This window comes from Mesorhizobium sp. B2-4-12, assembly GCF_006441575.1.
GTDB lineage: Bacteria > Pseudomonadota > Alphaproteobacteria > Rhizobiales > Rhizobiaceae > Mesorhizobium.
The window spans coordinates 101,767-121,703 of record NZ_VFVC01000005.1 but is presented as its reverse complement, the minus strand read 5'-3'; the positions used below and the strand labels follow the sequence as shown (position 1 = coordinate 121,703).

General features: G+C 62.8%; 14 protein-coding genes. 10 read left to right on the top strand and 4 right to left on the bottom strand.

The features are described 5' to 3' along the window. Positions 1-70 precede the first annotated feature (70 nt). The 6 genes from FJ934_RS05170 (at position 71) to FJ934_RS05145 (ending at position 9,990) form a co-directional block, all read left to right on the top strand. Complete coding sequence (locus FJ934_RS05170) at positions 71-1,447, top strand: TolC family outer membrane protein (protein WP_140607573.1); 1,377 nt, start codon at positions 71-73, stop codon at positions 1,445-1,447. 214 nt (positions 1,448-1,661) lie between these two features. Then, positions 1,662-2,495: a PopZ family protein gene (locus FJ934_RS05165; protein ID WP_140607572.1), complete on the top strand. Its 834-nt coding sequence runs from the start codon at positions 1,662-1,664 to the stop codon at positions 2,493-2,495. Positions 2,496-2,765: 270 nt separating this feature from the next. Next, the gene (locus FJ934_RS05160; protein WP_140607571.1) at positions 2,766-5,549 is read left to right on the top strand and encodes a valine--tRNA ligase; all 2,784 of its coding nucleotides are present in this window, start codon (positions 2,766-2,768) and stop codon (positions 5,547-5,549) included. 359 nt (positions 5,550-5,908) lie between these two features. Next, complete coding sequence (locus tag FJ934_RS05155) at positions 5,909-7,075, top strand: outer membrane protein transport protein (RefSeq protein WP_140607570.1); 1,167 nt, start codon at positions 5,909-5,911, stop codon at positions 7,073-7,075. 376 nt (positions 7,076-7,451) lie between these two features. After that, complete coding sequence (ilvD, locus tag FJ934_RS05150; RefSeq protein ID WP_140607569.1) at positions 7,452-9,176, top strand: dihydroxy-acid dehydratase; 1,725 nt, start codon at positions 7,452-7,454, stop codon at positions 9,174-9,176. Further along, a complete protein-coding gene (locus tag FJ934_RS05145; protein WP_140607568.1) occupies positions 9,163-9,990 on the top strand; it encodes a tetratricopeptide repeat protein in 828 nt (275 codons plus the stop codon). Before ilvD ends, FJ934_RS05145 begins: the two co-directional genes overlap by 14 nt. Positions 9,991-10,051: 61 nt before the next feature. On the opposite strand, the gene FJ934_RS05140 is transcribed toward FJ934_RS05145, so the two are convergent. From FJ934_RS05140 to erpA, 4 genes are all read right to left on the bottom strand, one after another. Further along, a complete protein-coding gene (locus tag FJ934_RS05140; RefSeq protein WP_181165524.1) occupies positions 10,052-10,366 on the bottom strand; it encodes a hypothetical protein in 315 nt (104 codons plus the stop codon). A gap of 73 nt (positions 10,367-10,439) precedes the next feature. Further along, positions 10,440-11,234, bottom strand: a complete 795-nt coding sequence (gene xth / locus FJ934_RS05135) for an exodeoxyribonuclease III (protein WP_140607566.1) — start codon at positions 11,232-11,234, stop codon at positions 10,440-10,442. A 10-nt stretch (positions 11,235-11,244) separates the two neighbouring features. Next, positions 11,245-11,634, bottom strand: coding sequence for a VOC family protein (locus tag FJ934_RS05130; protein WP_140607565.1), 390 nt, complete (start codon positions 11,632-11,634; stop codon positions 11,245-11,247). Between the two features lie 4 nt (positions 11,635-11,638). Continuing rightward, complete coding sequence (gene erpA / locus FJ934_RS05125) at positions 11,639-11,986, bottom strand: iron-sulfur cluster insertion protein ErpA (protein WP_031259639.1); 348 nt, start codon at positions 11,984-11,986, stop codon at positions 11,639-11,641. Between the two features lie 104 nt (positions 11,987-12,090). On the opposite strand from erpA, the gene FJ934_RS05120 reads away from it, so the two are divergent. The 4 genes from FJ934_RS05120 to nagZ all read left to right on the top strand — a co-directional run bounded on the left by FJ934_RS05120 (position 12,091) and on the right by nagZ (position 19,891). Then, complete coding sequence (locus FJ934_RS05120; RefSeq protein WP_140607564.1) at positions 12,091-13,305, top strand: deoxyguanosinetriphosphate triphosphohydrolase; 1,215 nt, start codon at positions 12,091-12,093, stop codon at positions 13,303-13,305. Between the two features lie 62 nt (positions 13,306-13,367). Further along, complete coding sequence (argS, locus tag FJ934_RS05115; RefSeq protein ID WP_140607563.1) at positions 13,368-15,125, top strand: arginine--tRNA ligase; 1,758 nt, start codon at positions 13,368-13,370, stop codon at positions 15,123-15,125. Between the two features lie 103 nt (positions 15,126-15,228). After that, positions 15,229-18,690 carry an SPOR domain-containing protein gene (locus FJ934_RS05110; RefSeq protein ID WP_140607562.1) on the top strand — a complete coding sequence of 1,154 codons (3,462 nt, stop codon included), beginning with the start codon at positions 15,229-15,231 and terminating at the stop codon, positions 18,688-18,690. 181 nt (positions 18,691-18,871) lie between these two features. Then, positions 18,872-19,891: a beta-N-acetylhexosaminidase gene (gene nagZ, locus FJ934_RS05105; RefSeq protein ID WP_140607561.1), complete on the top strand. Its 1,020-nt coding sequence runs from the start codon at positions 18,872-18,874 to the stop codon at positions 19,889-19,891. Positions 19,892-19,937 lie beyond the last annotated feature (46 nt).

Below are 19,937 nucleotides of genomic sequence, written 5' to 3'. Positions count from 1 at the left end.
GCTGCTCCGGCTACTCAAAGGAGAAGCTGGCGCGGCGTGGTTCCCATGGAAAACGAATGAGGGATATATCGTGCCGTCTGTATCCAAGACCCTTCTTGCAGCTGTCCTGGTTTCCGCGACCGCTTTGTCTCCGCTGGCCGCCTCGGCCGAAACCATCTCCGGCGCGCTCGCCAAGGCCTATCAATACAATTCCTCGCTGAATGCCTCACGGGCCGGCGTGCGCGTCACCGACGAGGGCGTTGCGATCGCCAAGTCCGGCTGGCGCCCGACCATCACCGGATCCGCCGACGCCAATTATGTGAACACCCACGCCAGGGGTTTCACCAGCAAGACATCGTCCGCCAGCGCAGGAATTGTGATCAACCAGAGCCTGTTCGACGGCTTTCAGACAAGAAACAATGTGGCGGCCGCCGAATCGCAGGTGAAAGCGTCGGTGGAGAGCCTGCGCAACACCGAGGAAAACACCCTGTTCAATGCGGCCACGGCCTATATGGACGTGATTCGCGACCGGCAGATTGCGGTGCTGACCCAACAGAACCTGCAGTTCCTGACCGAGCAGGCGCGCGCCGCGCGCTCCCGTTTCGAAGTTGGTGAAGGCACGCGTACCGACGTCGCGCAGGCGGATGCCTCGCGCGCCTCGGCGGTGGCCTCGCTCAGCTCTGCCCGCGCACAAGCCCTGGCAAGCGCCGCGACCTACCATCAGATCGTCGGCGACGAACCCGGCAAGCTCAAGCCGGCTTCGCCAGTGTCCAGGCTGTTGCCGTCGAGCCTCGAGGCAGCGATCGGGATCGCGTCGAATGAACATCCGGCCATCCTCGCCACTCAGCATCTTGTCGACGCGGCTGCGTTTTCGGTGAAATCGGCAGAGGGAGCACTGTTGCCGCAACTTTCCGCCTCCGCAGGCATTTCGGACGACTATCTGAACCGCAATCCGAGCATCGGGACGAACGGCAATTCGACATCGGCCAATATTGGCGCGACGCTGACTATTCCGATCTATTCGGGCGGGCGGACCTCGGCGATCGTGCGGCAGAACAAGGAATCGCTCGGCGAAGCGCGTATCCAGGTTGACGTCAGCCGCGACCAGGTGCGCCAGGCCGTTGCGTCGGCATGGTCGCAGTACACCGCCGCGCAGCAAAGCGTCGCCGCCAACAGGCAGGTGATCGATGCCGCGCAGCTGGCGCTGAATGGCGTCATCGAAGAGCGCAATGTCGGCCAGCGCACGACACTCGACGTGCTCAACGCGCAGGCCACCGTCATCACCGCCAAGATCAACCAGGCCAATTCCGAACATGACGTGGTCGTGGCAAGCTATGCCATCCTGTCGGCAATCGGCCGTTTGTCGGCCGAGCGCCTTGCCCTGCAGGTGACCAAGTACAAGCCTGAGGAGCACTACAACGCCGTCAAGGACAAGTGGATCGGCCTGCGCACGCCGGACGGCCGCTAACGGGCGGCCACCTTAATTTCCCTGGAATGTCTGACAGAACCTTTCCTGGGACCGGCTCCACTTCGGTTTCGTGCTCTAATCTGTTGAAATCCCACATGTCCCCAGATTGGGGATTCTCGTGCGGCCATCCGTCGGGTACGCTGTTGCCATGATTCGAATCCGGCTCTTGCCGGAGCGGAAATCCACAGAGGTCACAAGGGCGGCGGATGTGACGATGGCAACGGCAAGCAGCGCACAGCGCGAACCTTCCATGGAAGAGATATTGGCTTCCATCCGGAGGATCATCGAGGACAGCGACAACGGCCGCAAGCAGCCGGGCGAGGCCGATGAGCTGCGGCAGGACTTGGCGCCGGCGCAAGGCGAGGCTCCAGCCGTCGACGTGGATGCGTTTCGCGCCGAACTGCATGCTGCCCCTGACGTCAGGAAGCCGGTCATGCTTGCCGAGATCAAGGCGTCGTCGCCAGAGCCGGTGCTCGCACGGGGGGAAGCGCAGTCGCGCGTCGATCCCGTGCCCGTGAAGACGTCGATGACGCTTGCAGAGGTCAGTGCCAGGATCGCCGCGGAGTCGGTGGCTGCCGTAAGGTCCGACGCGGCCCCGGAGGCCGGCGCGACAAGCGATGCCATCGTTGCCGATTGGCGGCGCGAGATCGCGGCGGTTGGCGAGCAGGCCAAAGCGATGCCGGACAGGGGCATCCGCAAGCCGGTTGCCCAGCCCGATGTGCCGGTGAGCGAACCGGTGGCGGAGCCTGCCTTCGAGCAACCTGCTTCAAGCGGTGCTCCTACGGGCGCTACCGAGGTGCGTGCGGCGGCAAATGAAGCACCCGCGGCCCGTCCGGCAATCCTTTCCGAGCATGCGGGCAGGCAGGTTGCCGCGGCCTTTGGCGAGCTGTCCGACGCCTTTGCCAGCCGCAGCAAGAAGACATTCGACGAGATGGCCGAAGAAATGTTGCGGCCGATGCTGCAGGATTGGCTCGACAACAACCTGCCGACGCTGGTCGAGAGGCTGGTGCGCGAGGAGATCGAGCGCGTCGCGCGCGGGGCGCAGTAGGCCGTAAGCTCCAGGGCAATCGCCGATGTAAACGCCGCCGCCCGAGGCGGCGTTTTTCGTTGCGGCGCCATCAGCTCGCGCCTGCCGCCAAACAGACGAGATTTGCGTCGGGGGCCATGACAATGAATGTGCGGGCGCCTTCCGTTGAAAGGAACACGGCAGCGCCTATCTGCTTGTGATGAACCAAGGCCGCCCTTGCGGTTGACTTGGCCAGGACCTTCCGATTTAGACCGAACCAGCAAAAATCCCGACAGCGCGGACCGTTCCCCCATGCTTGAAAAGACCTATGACGCAAAAACCGTCGAGCCGAAGATCGCCAAATTGTGGGAAGAGGCCGACGCGTTTCGCGCCGGCGCCGGGGCGGAGGAGGGCGCCGAGGCGTTCACCATCGTTATCCCGCCGCCCAATGTCACCGGCTCGCTGCACATGGGCCACGCGCTCAACAACACGCTGCAAGACATCCTCGTGCGCTTCGAGCGCATGCGCGGCAAGAATGTGCTGTGGCAGCCGGGCATGGACCATGCCGGCATCGCCACCCAGATGGTGGTCGAGCGCCGGCTGATGGAAAAGCAGATCCACCGCCGCGACCTGACGCGTGAGCAGTTCATCGAGAAAGTGTGGGAGTGGAAGGCCGAATCGGGCGGCGCGATCTTCAACCAGTTGAAGCGGCTCGGCGCCTCCGCCGACTGGAGCAGGGAACGCTTCACCATGGATGAAGGCCTGTCCAAGGCCGTGCTCGAAGTCTTCGTCACCCTCTACAAGGAAGGGCTTATCTACAAGGACAAGCGCCTGGTGAACTGGGACCCGAAACTGTTGACGGCGATCTCAGATCTCGAGGTCGAGCAGCAGGAGGTCAACGGCAACCTCTGGCACTTCCGCTATCCGATCGAGGGCGTCACCTTCGACCCGGAGCACTCGAAGAGCTTCATCACGGTTGCGACGACGCGCCCAGAGACGATGCTCGGCGACACGGCGGTCGCGGTCAATCCCGAGGACGATCGGTTCCGGCATCTGGTCGGCAAGAATCTCGTCCTGCCGATCGTCGGTCGTAAGATTCCGGTGATCGCGGATGAATATTCCGATCCTGAAAAGGGCTCTGGCGCGGTCAAGATCACGCCGGCGCACGATTTCAATGACTTTGAGGTCGGCAAGCGTCACAAATTGCCGGCGATTAACATCCTGTCTGTCGAGGCTGCCATAAAGCTGAAAGACAATGAGGACTTCCTCGCCGGGCTCGATGTGACGCCGGAGCGCCAGGCTGTCTGGGACGAGCTTGACGGCCTCGATCGGTTCGTGGCGCGCAAGAAGATCGTCGAGCTGATGGAAGCCGGCGGCTTCCTCGACAAGGTTGAGCCGCATCGCCACGCCGTGCCGCATGGCGACCGCGGCGGTGTGCCGATCGAGCCGTTCCTGACCGAGCAGTGGTATGCCAACGCGGCCGAACTCGCCAAGCCGGCGATCGCCTCGGTGCGCGAAGGCCGCACCAATTTCGTGCCGAAGAACTGGGAGAAGACCTATTTCGACTGGATGGAAAACATCCAGCCCTGGTGCATTTCGCGCCAGTTGTGGTGGGGGCATCAGATCCCGGCCTGGTACGGGCCAGATGGACGCGTCTTCGTCGAGAAGTCCGAGGAAGAGGCGCTGAGTGCCGCGATCGAATATTATCTGGCGCTCGAAGGGCCGTGGAAGGCCTGGGTCGAGGACAAGCTCGAGAACTTCAAGCCGGGCGAGATCCTGACCCGCGACGAGGACGTGCTCGACACCTGGTTCTCGTCGGCGCTGTGGCCGTTCTCGACGCTGGGCTGGCCGGATGAGACCCCGGAGTTGAAGACCTATTACCAGACCGACGTGCTGGTCACCGGCTTCGACATCATCTTCTTCTGGGTTGCCCGCATGATGATGATGGGCCTGCATTTCATGGACGAGGAGCCGTTCCACACGGTCTATGTCCATGCGCTGGTGCGCGACAAGAACGGGCAGAAGATGTCGAAGTCGAAAGGCAACGTCATCGATCCACTCGATCTGATCGACGAATATGGGGCGGACGCGCTGCGCTTCACGCTGGCAGTGATGGCGGCGCAGGGCCGCGATGTGAAGCTCGATCCGGCGCGCATCGCCGGCTATCGCAATTTCGGCACCAAGCTGTGGAACGCCACGCGCTTCGCCGAGATGAACGAAGTCGCGCGCAATGATGACTTCTGGCTGAACGATGCCAAGCTGGCGGTCAACCGCTGGATCCTCACCGAACTGACACGCGCTGCCCGCGAGATCACCGACGGCATCACCTCATACCGCTTCAACGAGGCGGCCGGTGCTGCCTATCGCTTCGTCTGGAACCTGTTCTGCGACTGGTATCTGGAGCTCTTGAAACCAGTGTTCATGGGCACGGACGAGGCGGCCAAGGTCGAAAGCCGCGCCTGCGTCGCCTTCGTGCTGGATGAGATCTACAAGCTGCTGCATCCGATGATGCCGTTCATGACGGAAGAATTGTGGGCGCAGACGGCGGGTGAGGGCAAGGAGCGTGACTCGCTGCTCTGCCATGCCGCCTGGCCGTCGCCGGATTTCGAGGATGCTGAAGCGGCCGCCGACATCAACTGGCTGGTCGATCTCGTGTCGGGCATCCGCTCGGTGCGTTCGGAGATGAACGTGCCGCCTGGGGCGATAGCGCCGCTGGTCGTGGTCGGCGCCAACGGCGTGACGCGTGAACGGCTGGTTCGTGAGGAATCGGCGATCAAGCGGCTGGCGCGCGTCGGCGACATCTCGCTGGCTGACGCGGCACCCAAGGGCTCGGCGCAGATCGTGCTGAACGAAGCGACGATCTGCCTGCCGCTCGGCAGTCTGATCGATCTCGCCGCGGAGGCCGGCCGGCTGCAGAAGGAACTGGCCAAGGTGACCGAAGAGATCGCGCGCCTGCACAAGAAACTGTCCAACGAACGGTTCGTCGCCAGCGCGCCGGCCGAGATCGTCGAAGCGGAGCGCGAGAAGCTCGCCGAATATCGCGACGCGCAGGACAAGCTTTCAGTGGCGCTGACCAGGGTCCGGGACGCCGGTTGAAGCGCAGATTCGTGACGCTTCGTCCGGGCCTGGAGCGGGTGTTTTTGCCTCGAAAACAGGCATTCCGTTGCGTTAATATTGACGTAAACGGAAACTTTTAGCCCCATTGTTGCCATAATGTAACAATGGGGTTCCCAGCCGCCAAAAACCGTTGTTTTTGCGCCTTTTCCGCAGACTTTCCGTCCTTTCGGCAGCCGTTGGACACTCCAGATGCCGGTTTTCCGTGTGCTGGTGCGGGTTTGCACTTTGGCAAAAATGCGTTCGGCGAACATGTACATGTACGCTCCAGGAATTCGTTGTTGCAGCGTTAACCTGAATTGGTTCTAGCTTGACGCACTAATTATTCGGGGAGGACATCCATGAACAATTTGCGTCTGAAAGCACTGCTGGGGGCAGGGTGCTTTTCGCTGGTTTTTGCAGGCTCGGCGCACGCTGGCGGCTTTTCGCGCGGCACGGCCGATACCGACATCCTTTTTGAGGACGGCAATTTCAACATGCGCACCAGCGTGACTTATGTCGCGCCGACCAGAAAATATTCGGTGAACCCGATGAATCCCTATCTGGTCGGGGAGAACTATTCCGACAGCTACGCGGTCCCATCGGCTGCGGTTAAATTCAAGCTGACGGACAGTCTCTCCTGTGCCGGTACTCTCACGGAATCATTCGGTGGCGGTGCGACGTGGTCGCGTTCGAGTGGAACGCTCGGCAAGTTGAATGAAGACTTCACCATGTATGAATATGGCGCGACTTGCGGGTTGAAATTCGACCTCAGCAAGGGGCGTATCTGGCTTATTGGCGGCGTCTACAATGAAGTTACCGATTACAATCTCGTAGCCGGTGCTCCCTTGGGTACAAACATACCGGTCCTTGGCGTCAGCCTGCACGACAGCAATTTCGGCTGGCGCGCCGGCATTGCCTACGAAATCCCGGAAATCGCGCTCCGCACGCAATTGATGTATCGGTCAGGTGTCGACATCAATGCCACCGGCACGGCAAGCCTGCTGGGAGGGAATCTTCCTGGTGGAGCAACCGGGCAAGCCAACTTTCCGCAGTCGGTCGAGTTCAAGGCGCAGACTGGTATCGCTCCGGGCTGGCTCGCCTACGGCAGCGTGAAGTGGACGAATTGGTCGGTTACCGAAGCGCTGATGCTGAACGTGCCGGCGCTATCGCTGAACAGTGGGAATCTGTATTTCTGGCGCGACGGTTGGACGGTCACCGGTGGCATCGGTCACAAGTTCAACGATGAAATCTCAGGAACCGTGTTTGCAACCTATGACCGTGGCGTCAGCACCGGTTGGGATCTGACGGGCGACAGCTATACAATCGGAACCGGTGTTTCGATGAAGGACAAATTAGGCGGCGAACTCCGCTTGGGTGTAGCGGCAGTATATCTGGCCTCGGTTTCCGAAACCCAATACAATAACAGTTACGTTCCGGGCAGTCCTGACCCACGAAATGGTTTCAACCGCTCCGTTCAGGGCGACTGGGGATACGCCCTATCCACCGGCTACAGCATCAAGTGGTAACGTCTTCGATCGTCGAGAAAAGGGCCGGCAATGTCCGGCCTTTTTCATTAGCTGAGCCTTTTGACTTCATTGAAGGTGAAGTGGTAACCATCTGAAACTGAATATCAAAGCCTGGGCATCGCCCGCCTTTTATGTTGGACCGGACGTCGTCAGGGCTCCCGAAATCCAAGCTGCGTTGCATATTGGCCGCACTGGGGTCGGCTCCTGCGATTGTGACGTTTTGGCAACACTTTCTGAACAACCCCTGCGCTACAAATCCGCCTGAGGAAATTGCCCATTTCCCGCCATAAACCCGGCGCACCTCGATCTTGTCTCGGGACGCGCGCCAAAAGGCTCGGCGATGGGGCAGGCCGCGCCGCCCGCGGCAAGGAAGAGTATGGACGCCAGAGGCATTTCCAAGGCTAAGCTCCCCAGCCGCCATGTGACCGTCGGGCCGGCGCGTGCGCCGCACCGCTCCTATCTCTATGCGATGGGCTTGTCGGCCGCCGAGATCGCGCAGCCGCTGGTCGGCGTCGCCTCCTGCTGGAACGAAGCGGCGCCCTGCAACATCTCGCTGATGCGCCAGGCGCAAGTGGTCAAGAAGGGCGTGGCCGCCGCCAATGGCACGCCGCGCGAATTCTGCACCATCACCGTCACCGACGGCATCGCCATGGGCCACCAGGGCATGAAGTCGTCGCTGGTATCGCGCGAGGTCATCGCCGATTCGGTCGAACTCACCATGCGCGGCCATTGCTACGACGCGCTGGTGGGGCTCGCCGGCTGTGACAAGTCGCTGCCGGGCATGATGATGGCCATGGTACGTCTGAACGTGCCGTCGATCTTCATCTATGGCGGTTCGATCCTGCCGGGCAGCTATCGCGGCCGGCAGATCACCGTGCAGGATGTGTTCGAGGCGGTCGGCCAGCACTCGGTCGGTACGATCAGCGATTCCGAACTGCTTGAAATCGAGCAGGCGGCCTGTCCGTCGGCCGGCTCCTGCGGCGCGCAGTTCACCGCCAACACCATGGCCACCGTCGCCGAGGCGATCGGCTTGGCACTGCCTTATTCCTGCGGTGCGCCGGCGCCTTACGAGATGCGCGATCGTTTCAATTTCGCTTCCGGCGAAAAGGTCATGGAGCTCATCGCGAAAAACATCCGGCCGCGCGACATCGTCACGCTGAAGGCGCTGGAGAACGCAGCGACCGTGGTCTCCGCCACCGGCGGCTCGACCAATGCAGCGCTTCATCTGCCGGCGATCGCGCATGAGGCGGGGATAAAGTTCGACCTGTTCGACGTCGCCCGCATCTTCGAGAAGACGCCCTATATCGCGGACCTCAAGCCCGGCGGCAAATATGTCGCCAAGGACATGTTCGAGGCCGGCGGCATTCCGCTGTTGATGAAGACGCTGCTCGACCACGGCTATCTGCATGGTGATTGCCTGACGGTCACTGGCCGTACTTTGGCCGAAAATATGGAGCACGTTGCCTGGAATGAACACCAGGATGTGGTCCGCCCGGCCAACAGACCTATTACCCAAACCGGCGGTGTCGTGGGCTTGAAAGGAAACCTTGCCCCCGAAGGCGCGATCGTGAAGGTCGCGGGTATGACGGAGTTGAAATTCTCCGGCCCCGCGCGCTGCTTCGATTCGGAAGAGGAATGTTTCGAAGCGGTGACGCATCGCAACTACCGGGAAGGCGAGGTTCTGGTCATCCGCTACGAAGGGCCGCGCGGCGGACCGGGCATGCGCGAGATGCTGTCGACGACAGCGGCGCTCTACGGCCAAGGCATGGGCGGCAAGGTGGCGCTGATCACCGACGGGCGCTTTTCGGGCGCGACGCGCGGCTTCTGCATCGGCCATGTCGGACCCGAAGCGGCAGTTGGCGGCCCGATCGGTCTCATCCGGGACGGCGACGTGATCTCGATCGACGCGGTGAACGGCACGATCGAGGTGGCGCTGACCGAGGCCGAACTGGCGGAGCGGGCCAAGACATGGAAGGCGCGCACGACCGACTACCAGTCGGGCGCGATATGGAAATACGCACAGACGGTCGGGTCTGCCCGCGATGGCGCGGTCACTCATCCGGGCGGTGCGAAAGAAACACACTGCTATGCGGACATCTGAGTTGTTGAGGTCCTCTGTCCTTCCGGCACTGGTCGCGGTTGCGATCTTTGGCGCCGTGGGCCAGGCCGTGGCCTTCGACGACAAGGTGTTCGACGACAAGACCGGCGTGAAGCCGCAGTCGAGCCCCTGGGCGGTGTTCCAGTTCGGCTTCTCCGCCTACAAGAACGGCCACAAGGAACAGGCCGCCGAGGCTTATAAATACGCCGCCGAGAACGGCCAGATCGGCGCCACCTGGAAGCTTGCCCGCATGTATGCCGAGGGCGATGGCGTGGCGCGCGACGACTATGAGGCATTCAAGTTCTTCTCGGAAATTGTCGATCAGGATGTCGAGCCCGGTTCGCCGGAAGAAAGCTACGTCTCCGATGCGCTGGTGGCGCTCGGCGATTATCTGCGCAAGGGTATTCCCGGCAGTCCGGTCACCGAGAACGAGGTGGCGGCCCAGGAATATTACATGCGTGCGGCCGCCAACTACCGCAACCCGAACGCCCAGTTCGAGATGGGGCAGATGTTCCTGAAAGGCGAGGGAGGCGTGAAGGCCAGCGTCAAGCAGGCCGGGCGCTGGTTCCAGCTCGCCGCCGAGAAAGGCCATGCCGGCGCGCAGGCGACGCTTGGCCATTTGCTCTTCCAGAGTGGCAAGATCGTTCGCGGCCTGGCGATGATGACGGCCGCCCTTGAACGTGCGCCGCCCGCCGACCAGCCCTGGATTCGTGGCATGCAGGAAGAGGCCTTCGCCGCCGCCGGTGAAGCCGACCGCCGCACCGCGATCTCGCTCGCCGACGACATCCTGACCAAGGGCAATAACACCGATCAGTAAAGGCGCGACGGCTGAGCCCGCCAATCTCTTCGACGAGCGTGGAGATAAGCTATGGGGAAAATCAGTTCTCGGTCGGTTCTGTCGGCACCCTGCTTGGCGCCGGCGTCGAGATCGGCGTGGCGGGCAGGCGCGGCGCCGTGGTGTTTCCAGGACAGCTATCGCCGACCTTCGTCCATGATGTGTTGTTGAGCACCATGTCGCAGCGGGCCAGATGACTTTGGTCGGCTGTCAGGCAGGCGACCTGACCGACCGGATAAGATTTTCCATTGGCCAGACATTCCGGGGCGGCGAAGGCCGGCACGATCGCAGCCATGGTGAAGGCCAAGCCGATCGGACAAAGAGCAAACCGAGTGGTCATGGGAACCCCAGCCGCCATGATGATTTCTCACCATGCGCCCGATTTGTGGCGATAGAAGGTCCGCCGTCGGCCGAAGGGCAGGGCTTCCCGGTCAGGCCGGCTGCAGGGCGAGGTCGATTGCCACCGGCACATGGTCGGACGGTTTTTCCCAGGCGCGCACGTGTTTTTCGATCGAGGCGGACGAGAACCGGTTGGCAGCTTCCGGGGACAGCAGCAAATGGTCGATGCGGATGCCGTTGTTCTTCTGCCAGGCGCCGGCCTGGTAATCCCAGAAGGTGTAGGTGTCGCGGGCGTCGGTGACGGCTCGCACCGCTTCGGTGAAACCGAGATTGAGCAGCCGGCGGAAGGCCTGCCGGGTCTGCGGCTGGAACAGCGCGTCGCCCAACCAGTTTTCCGGAAACCGCGCGTCGATCGGCTCGGGAATGACGTTGTAGTCGCCGGCCAGCACCAGGGCCTCTTCCAGCCTCAGGCGCTCCTCGGCCCAGCGCTCCAGCCGCGTCATCCAGGACAGCTTGTAGGGGAACTTCTTCTCGTCATCGATCGGATTGCCGTTCGGTAGATAGAGGGAAGCGACACGCAAGGCGCCCTTGTCGGTCGAGAAGACGCCTTCGATGAAACGCGCCTGCTCGTCGGCATCGTCACCGGGCAGGCCTCTGACAACTTCGTCGAAGCGCAGCTTCGACAGCAGGGCAACGCCGTTGAAACCCTTCTGGCCATGGGTCTCGACATTGTAGCCAAGCGCCTCGATCTCGGCGCGCGGGAACTGATCGTCGACCGTCTTGATCTCCTGCAGGCAGACGATGTCGGGCGTGCTCTCGGTCAGCCAATGGGTGAGGTTGCCGAGGCGGGCCCGCACGCCGTTGATGTTCCAGGTGACGATTTTCATGACGGTCTCATTACTCTTGCGGCGGATGGCGTTCGACCAGACCGATCGTATTGCCGGCAGGATCCTTTAGGAAGGCCATCCACTCGCTTTCCCCCGCTGGACCGAAAAGACCCTTGGCGTCGCGATGGACGAGAGCTGGCGGCGCGGTGAAGGGAACGCCCGCGGCCTTTGCCTCGGCGTGGAAATCATCGAGGTTTGATATGTCGAGATAGACGGTACCGGCCGGTATGCCATCCGTGAACAGCAGCCTGATGTCGCCGGCCATGATGAAGGCAATGCCTGGCGGATCGAAACGCGCGTGAACATTCATGCCGAGCACGTCGTGCCAGAAGGTCAGCGTCGCGTCGAGGTTCCGTCCGGCCGACAGCGCGATCTGACGGACCGCGCCGATGGCAGGCATGCTGTTAGATGGAAAAGCTGGTGCCGCAGCCGCAGGAGGCGACCGCATTCGGGTTCCTGATCTGAAACGACTGGCCCATCAAATCGTCGACGAAGTCGATCACCGAGCCGCCCATATAAACCAAGGACAGGTCGTCGATCAGCACCGTGGCGCCGTCCTTCTCGATGGCGACGTCATCGTCGTTGCGCGTATCGACCAGGTCGAACTTGTAGGAAAAGCCCGAGCAGCCGCCGCCTTCGACGGAAACGCGCAGTGCCGTCTTGCCGGCTTCGCCAGAGACGATCTTGGCGATCCGCTTGGCCGCGGCCTCGGTCATATCGACTTTCATGGCAGTCTTGGCATCCGCGCCCATGGGCGTCACCTTGCTTTCCGTTTCACATGATAGGTATGAAGCGCAAGCGGCCAAGTCAACCACATCCCAAGTCAACTGCACCAAGTCAACCTGCGGCATCGATCATGACCAACGAGTTGGGCGACATCGGATTTGGCTACCGGCCACGCGCGGCTTATGCCACCGATCCGGCGCGCTCGCGCGGCCGGCTGTTCGACGAGGTCGAAAGCCCGACCCGCACGCCGTTCCAGCGCGACCGGGACCGCATCATCCATTCGACCGCGTTCCGGCGGCTCAAGCACAAGACCCAAGTCTTCATCGCCCATGAAAGCGACCATTATCGCACAAGGCTGACCCATTCGATCGAAGTGGCGCAGATTGCCCGTGCGCTGGCGCGGGCGCTGCGCGGCGACGAGGATCTCGCCGAGGCGGTCGCGCTGGTGCATGATTTCGGCCACACACCCTTCGGTCACACCGGCGAAGACGCGCTGAACGACAAGATGGCCGCCTGGGGCGGCTTCGATCACAACGCGCAATCGCTGCGTATCGTGACGAGGCTGGAAGCGCGATATGCCGAATTCGATGGGTTGAACCTGACCTGGGAAACGCTTGAGGGCCTGGTCAAGCACAACGGTCCCCTGACGGACACCAGCGGCAAAGGCCTGAAAGGACCGGTGCCGCAGGCGATCCGCGATTATTCGCAGCTGCAGGACCTCGAACTCGACCGGTTCGCCGGCATCGAGGCGCAATGCGCGGCGATCGCCGATGACATCGCCTACAACACCCATGACATTGACGACGGCCTGCGGGCAGGGCTGCTGACGCTCGACATGCTGGAGGCCGTCTCGCTGCCGGGAGCGATCCTGAAGGGCGTGCGCCAACGCTATCCGGCGCTCGATGACGTACGCACCGGCCACGAATTGATGCGGCGGCAGATCACCGCCATGGTCGAGGACGTCATTGTCTGCGCGACCGCCAATCTGGAGCGTGCAGGGCCGCGCAGCGCCGATGCTGTGCGGGCGGCGGGCGAGACGATGGTTACTTTTTCCGCCGAGATGGCCGCGGCCGAGAAGGAACTGAAGGCGTTCCTCTACAAGCACCTCTACCGGCACGCGGAGGTGATGCGGGTGCGCGCCGGTGCCGAGCAGATCGTCAGGGATCTGTTCGACGCCTATTTCGCCGACCCTCGTGCCATGCCGGACGGCTGGCGCGAGGGGCTGGACCGGGCCGAAGATCGCATCAAGGCGCGCAGCGTTGCCGATTTCCTCGCGGGCATGACCGACACCTACGCGCTGAAGGAACATCGGCGTTTGTTTGACCGGATACCGGATTTGAGCTAGGGCGGGCGCGATTTTGCCGGCCAACGAGCCGGATTCGCCATAAAGCCGCCAGAGCAATACCCATGAACATCTTCGCCGATTTCACCGCGCGAGTCACAAAGGCTGTCGAAGCGCTCGATCTGAAAGACAAGGACGGCGGTTCGCCCGATCTGTCGCGCATTGCCGTCGAACCGCCGCGCGACGCCAGCCATGGCGATCTCGCGACCAATGCCGCGATGGTGCTGGCCAAGCCCACCGGCCAGAACCCGCGTGCATTGGCCGAGATACTGGCGCAGGCGCTGCGGGCCGACAAGGATGTCGCCGCCGCCGAGGTCGCAGGCCCAGGCTTCGTCAATCTCCGGCTCAAGGACGGCTTCTGGCAGGCTCATCTGTCGGTGCTTCTCGGCGAGGGTCGCAACTATGGCCGCTCGACGATCGGGGCCGGCCGGAAAACCAATGTCGAATATGTCTCGGCCAATCCGACCGGGCCGATGCATGTCGGCCATTGCCGGGGCGCGGTTGTCGGTGACGCGCTCGCCAACCTGATGGCGTTCGCCGGCTACGACGTGACCAAGGAATATGTCATCAACGACGCCGGCTCGCAGATCGATGTATTGGGCCGTTCGGCCATGCTGCGCTACCGCGAGGCGCTCGGCGAGGACATCGGCGAGATTCCGGCCGGACTTTACCCCGGGGACTATCTCGTCCCGGTCGGCGAGGCTTTGGTCCGGGAGTTTGGCCGCTCCCTGCTGCAGATGCCGGAAGACGAGGCGCTGGCCATCGTCAAGGACCGCACCATCGATGCGATGATGGCGATGATCCGCGAGGACCTCGCGCTGCTCAACGTGCACCACGACGTGTTCTTCTCCGAGCGCACGCTGCATGCCGACAATGCCAGGAAGATCCGCTCGGCGATCAACGACCTGACGCTGAAGGGCCACATCTACAAGGGCAAGCTGCCGCCGCCCAAGGGCGAGAAGCCGGACGACTGGGAAGACCGCGAACAGACGCTTTTCCGTTCGACCGCCGTGGGCGACGACATGGACCGGGCGCTGGTCAAGTCCGATGGCGCCTTTACCTATTTCGCCGCCGACGTGGCGTATCTGAAGGACAAGGTCGATCGCGGCTTTGTCGACCTGATCTATGTGCTTGGCGCCGACCATGGCGGCTACGTCAAGCGGCTGGAAGCGCTCGCGCGGGCGATTGCCGGTGACGACGTCAAGCTCACCGTGCTTTTGTGCAATCTGGTCAAGCTGTTTCGCGATGGCGAGCCGGTCCGCATGTCGAAGCGGTCCGGCGACTTCGTGACGTTGCGCGAGGTGGTTGAAGAAGTCGGGCGCGACCCGATCCGCTTCATGATGCTCTACCGCAAGAACGATGCGCCGCTTGACTTCGACTTCGCCAAGGTGACGGAGCAGTCGAAGGACAATCCGGTGTTTTATGTGCAGTACGCCTCGGCGCGCTGCCATTCGGTGTTCCGGCAGGCGAGCGAGCAATTGGGCGAGGCGAATTTCGACCGCAAGAGCCTGACTGCCGCGGTGACGTCGTTGACCGACGAGGGCGAGATCGGCCTGATCCGCAAGCTCGCAGAATATCCACGCCTGATCGAGTCCGCAGCACTTGCGCTCGAGCCGCATCGACTGGCATTTTATCTCTATGATCTGGCTTCCAGTTTCCACGGCCATTGGAACCGTGGCACGGATAATCCGGACTTACGTTTTGTTAAGGTTAACGACCGAGAATTGACGCATGCCAGACTAGGGCTGGTGCAGGCTGTTTCGGACGTTTTGACGTCCGGCCTGACGTTGATCGGAGCCGCCGCGCCCACCGAAATGCGTTAGGTTTAACTAAAAAACCTGTCACCTTTTGCCCACATTGCGCTGGTAAGGGCCAACCCTGCGCGACGTCCATGGCGTCCGACTGAGTGCGAGTTCGGGAACAATAATGGCAGACAGAACCCAGCTGAGAATAGCCGACAACAACGACATCGCCGAGGATGATCCGTTCGCGGAGCTGACCAGGATCATGGGATTCGACCCACGCCAGCCGGTCAAGCCGCAGGCGCCGGTCCCGTCACAGGTCACTGTCGCCGGTCCGTCAGTGCAAGAGGACGATTTCGATATCGATCTCGAAAAGGAACTGATGGGCGAGTTCAACGCTGGCGACAGCGTCGTCGCTCCCGTCGTCGAGGTTCATGAGCCGGCATTCGAAACGGCGGCCATCCATGCGGCGGACGACGATCTTGCCCTTTCGCTCGACGACGATTTCCATCTGGACATGGCCGATGTCGATGATCAGGCGGTCGTCGCCAGCCATGCGAGTGCCGCTGCGGCCGATGCCGCGCCATCCATCGAGCCTGCCTTCGACGCCGATTTCGACAATGCCGTCGCCAGTTCGCTTGAAGGCGTTTCGCCCTATGAGGACGATCTGCCGATGGAGGAGGAGCTTGCCGCGTCGCTCGACCGGGACTTCCATGTCGAGGATGAGGCCGCCGAGACCCAGCACGCTGTTGCCGAAGAGCCGGTGATTGAGGAGCCGGTCTCGGATCATCAGTTCGACGATGCGGTCGCCATGTCGCTCGAAGACGAGCTGATGCTTGACGACCATTCGGCGGATCAGCACCACGCGGCTGCCGTCGAATACCCACAACCGGCGCAGGCCGCCGCGAAGGAGGCCCAGGCGGTCTCCGATGAGGCTTTCGCGGGCCACTTCGACAACGCCCTGGCCGATGTCGGCGCGGATCTTGACATTCAGGCGGACGAGCCGGTGGCCTTTGATGAGGCGGAGGCGGACGAAGTGTTCACCCATGCCGAGGAAACGAAGGGCGAGATCCCAAGCGCCGAACCCGTGTCGGATGACGCTTTCGATGTGAACCTCGATGACGCGTTTGCCGAGCCTGCCGAAGAGCCCGCCGCCGAGCTCGCGGCTGCTGCGGTTCAACCGGCGGCGACGGCAGCCCCCGCTGCCAATATGGCCGAGCCGGCGCAAGCCCCCATGGCCGATGAACGGAGCCTCGAGGACGAGTTGAATGCGCTTCTGGGCGCCATGACCGCGCGCGCGGTGCCGTCTGCCAAGGAGCCGGCCATGGCCGGACCCGTCGTGGCTCAACCTGCTGCTATTCCTGTCGCAGCCGCAAAGACCACCGAGGAGCCCGCCGATCTTGTTGGCGAACTCGACTGGGATCTCGACGAACCGGCATCCGAAGGGGAAATGCATCACTCCGATGCCGCACAGGCCGCCGATACCGATCCCGATAATCTGCTGCTCGATGAGCTTCAGGATCTTGGCTCGCATGCCACTGATGCTGATCAAGTCGATGTCGATATCGACAATGATGCGTTCGATGCCGCCTTGGCCAAGAGCCTGGATCCGAGTGACGGAGCAGTCTTCCGGCAGGATCAAGCTGATTCTCCCGATTGGCAGGCGGACGATTGGCAGGCGGAACGCTCCGCACCGGCGGAACCGGCCCGTTCGTGGAGCCGCGTAACACCGGTTCCCCAGCAGTCGGCATTTGCCGCGCAGCCAGCCGCTTCGATGGCTGCCGAGGCCGTGGCACCGGAAGTGGCCGCGATGCCGCCCTACCATCCGACCGAGCCCGTTGCGGCCGCCCCTTATGCGACGCCGGTATCCGCGCCGCAGCCGCGCCAGTCCTCCCGCTACGAAGAGATGCCTGATGTGGAGACGGTCGACGTGCCGGAGCGCGTTGTGGCGCTGGCTGACGATCTCGACATTCCGGAGCTGCATTTCGAGGAAGATGAACCGGCGGCATCCGGCTATGACGATCTTGACGCCGAGTTCGCCAGCCTTCTGACGGAAATGAATTCGGTGGATGTCGCGCCGGCTCCCGCTGCTGCCGCAAGCAGCGCGTCCCATGCGGATGAATCCTACAATGCCGGTTTCAATTCGGGATATGAGGCGCTTAATCCGGGATATGAGGGGCTCAATCCGGGATATGGGGGCCCCAATCCGGGATATGAGAAGCTCAATCCGGGATATGAGAAGCTCAATCCGGGATATGCGCTCAATCAGGGATACGAACAACCCAAGTCGGCCTATCAGCCGGAAGCGCGGACCTATGCGGCGCGGCCGGCCGAAATGCCTGCCCGCGGGGCGGCGACCACAGGCTACGCCAATGCCGCCGACGGCTTCGACCTCGACAGCCTGCCCGGCAGCCAGCCGGTCTCACAGGCGGACAATTTTACCGTCGATGAACTCGACTACGATCCCGAACTTGACGAGGCCATGTCTGTTCCCGGGCTCGGCGAGCGGGAAGCGGCCAGGCCGTCGGGCCGGCGCGGCCTGTTCATCGCTGCGATCGTCGGCGCGGTGGCGGTTGCAGGCGGTCTTGGTGCCTTTGCCCTGTCTCTAGGCGGCAAGGGCGGCAGCGAGGCTCCGGTGATCGTGAAGGCCGACAATTCGCCAATCAAGATCAAGCCGGAAAACCCGGGCGGCACTGTGGTGCCGAACCAGGACAACAAGGTCTATGACGCCGTGGTCAAGGGCGCGAAGCCCGCCGAACCGGTGCAGCAGAAGCTTGTCACCAACACCGAGGAACCTGTGGATGTGCAGGCGAAGGACCCGGCCCGTGCCGTCGATCTTTCTTCTGGCCAGAGCGCTGCCGCTGGCGTGACGGACGACGGCAACACCGCCCCGATCGCCAATGCCGTCGCGACCGCCAATGCCGCACCGGCCGCCAGTGCGCCGGCCGACAATGCGGCACCGGCGCCCAAATCCGAGGATCGCATCGCGCAGGTGCTGCAGGATGCCGACAAGGGCACCAGCACCGACGTCGTCGCCGTTGCGCCGCGCAAGGTGAGGACCATGGTGGTCAAGTCAGACGGCTCGCTGGTGCCGCGCGAGGATCCGGCACCGGCCGCACCGCAGGTGGCCGCCACTGAACCAGCCGATCCGGCGCCCCAGCATGTCGCCCCTTCGGGCCAGTCCGATGCCGACCAGACCGGTACCGTGGCGACCGCCGCCGCCCAGGCGGACGAGCCTGCGCTCAAGCCGGCAGCCAAGCCGCTGGCGAAGGCGCAGTCGGCCAACACGCCGGCCAAAGTTCCGGTGGCGCCGCAGCGTCCGTCCGACCAGCCGGTCGACGTCGTCGGCGAGGTCAAACCCGATCAGGTCGCTTCCATCGATCCGGCAACGGCGGCGACCGGCGGTTCATGGTCGATGCAGATCGCTTCGCAACCGACCGTGGAAAGCGCCCAGTCGACTTACCAGGATCTGCAGCGCCGCTACGGCAGCGTGCTTTCCGGCCGCACCGCCAACATCGTCAAGGCCGAGATCGCAGGCAAAGGCACATTCTACCGCGTCCGCGTTCCGGCTCAGTCGCGCAACGATGCCATCAATTTGTGCACCAGCTACAAGGCAGCCGGCGGCAACTGCTTCGTGTCGCGTTAGACGCCGATCAACCATTCAAAAACCGGCGCGGCCCAAGGCCGCGCCGGTTTTCGTATAGGCTGCCCCTATGTGCCCCGGCTTTTTCATGTGCCCGTTTTTTTCATGTGGGAGCATATCTTGTGGTCGCGGCCTGCGAGCCGAGACGATTCCCTTTGATCGCGCGAGGCCTTAGACTCCAGTCATGACCGAATCAAAATCCATGATCCTCGGCTGTGCCGGGAAATCGCTCACCCGCGAAGAAATCAACTTCTATCGCAATGAATGCCCCTGGGCCTTCATCCTGTTTGCCCGCAACATTGGCGAGACCGAGCAGATCCGCGATCTGGTCGCCGAGATGCGCGACTGCATCGGGCGTCCGGATGCGCTGGTGTTCATCGATCAGGAAGGCGGCAGGGTGCAACGCCTTCGGCCACCGCTGGCGCCAAACTATCCGGCGGGCGGTGCGCTTGGCGCGCTGTGGCGCGACGATCACGACGCCGGCGCCCGTGCTGCCTGGCTGATGGCGCGCCTGCACGCCTTCGACCTGCTGCGCTACGGCATTACGGCGGATTGCCTGCCGGTGCTCGACGTGCCGATCGAAGGTGCCAGCGATGTCATCGGCGCGCGCGCCTATGGCAAGGAGCCGCGCGCGGTCATCGAACTCGGCCGCGCCACGGCCGAAGGCCTGATGTCGGGCGGCGTGCTGCCTGTCATGAAACACATTCCGGGTCATGGCAGGGCCTTTGCCGACACGCACTTCGAGTTGCCCACGGTCGACGCCTCGCTCAGCGACCTGCAGCGGCATGATTTCGCCCCGTTCAGGGAGCTTAACCATCTGCCGATGGCGATGACCGCGCATGTCGTCTACAGCGCCATCGATCCCAAGAATCCGGCGACGACGTCCGGCAAGGTCATCGACGAGATCATTCGCCGCGACATCGGCTTTGACGGGCTGCTGATGAGCGACGACACCTCGATGAAGGCACTTTCTGGGGATTTCCCGACAAAGGCGGCCTCGATCCTTGCGGCGGGCTGCGATCTGGTCCTTCACTGCAACGGCGTTTTCGAGGAGATGGCGGGCATCGCATCGCGCACCAGGGGGCTCGAGGGCAAGTCGCTGGAGCGCGCAAAGCGGGCGATGACCTATATCAGCAAAAGCGACACGGCCGAGGAAACCGAGATACGCGCTGAATTCGCCACCTATTTCGATGCGGTGGCCTGACCAAGAGGAAGTGGAACGACTGTGGCGGAAACATTGGAGAGCAAGG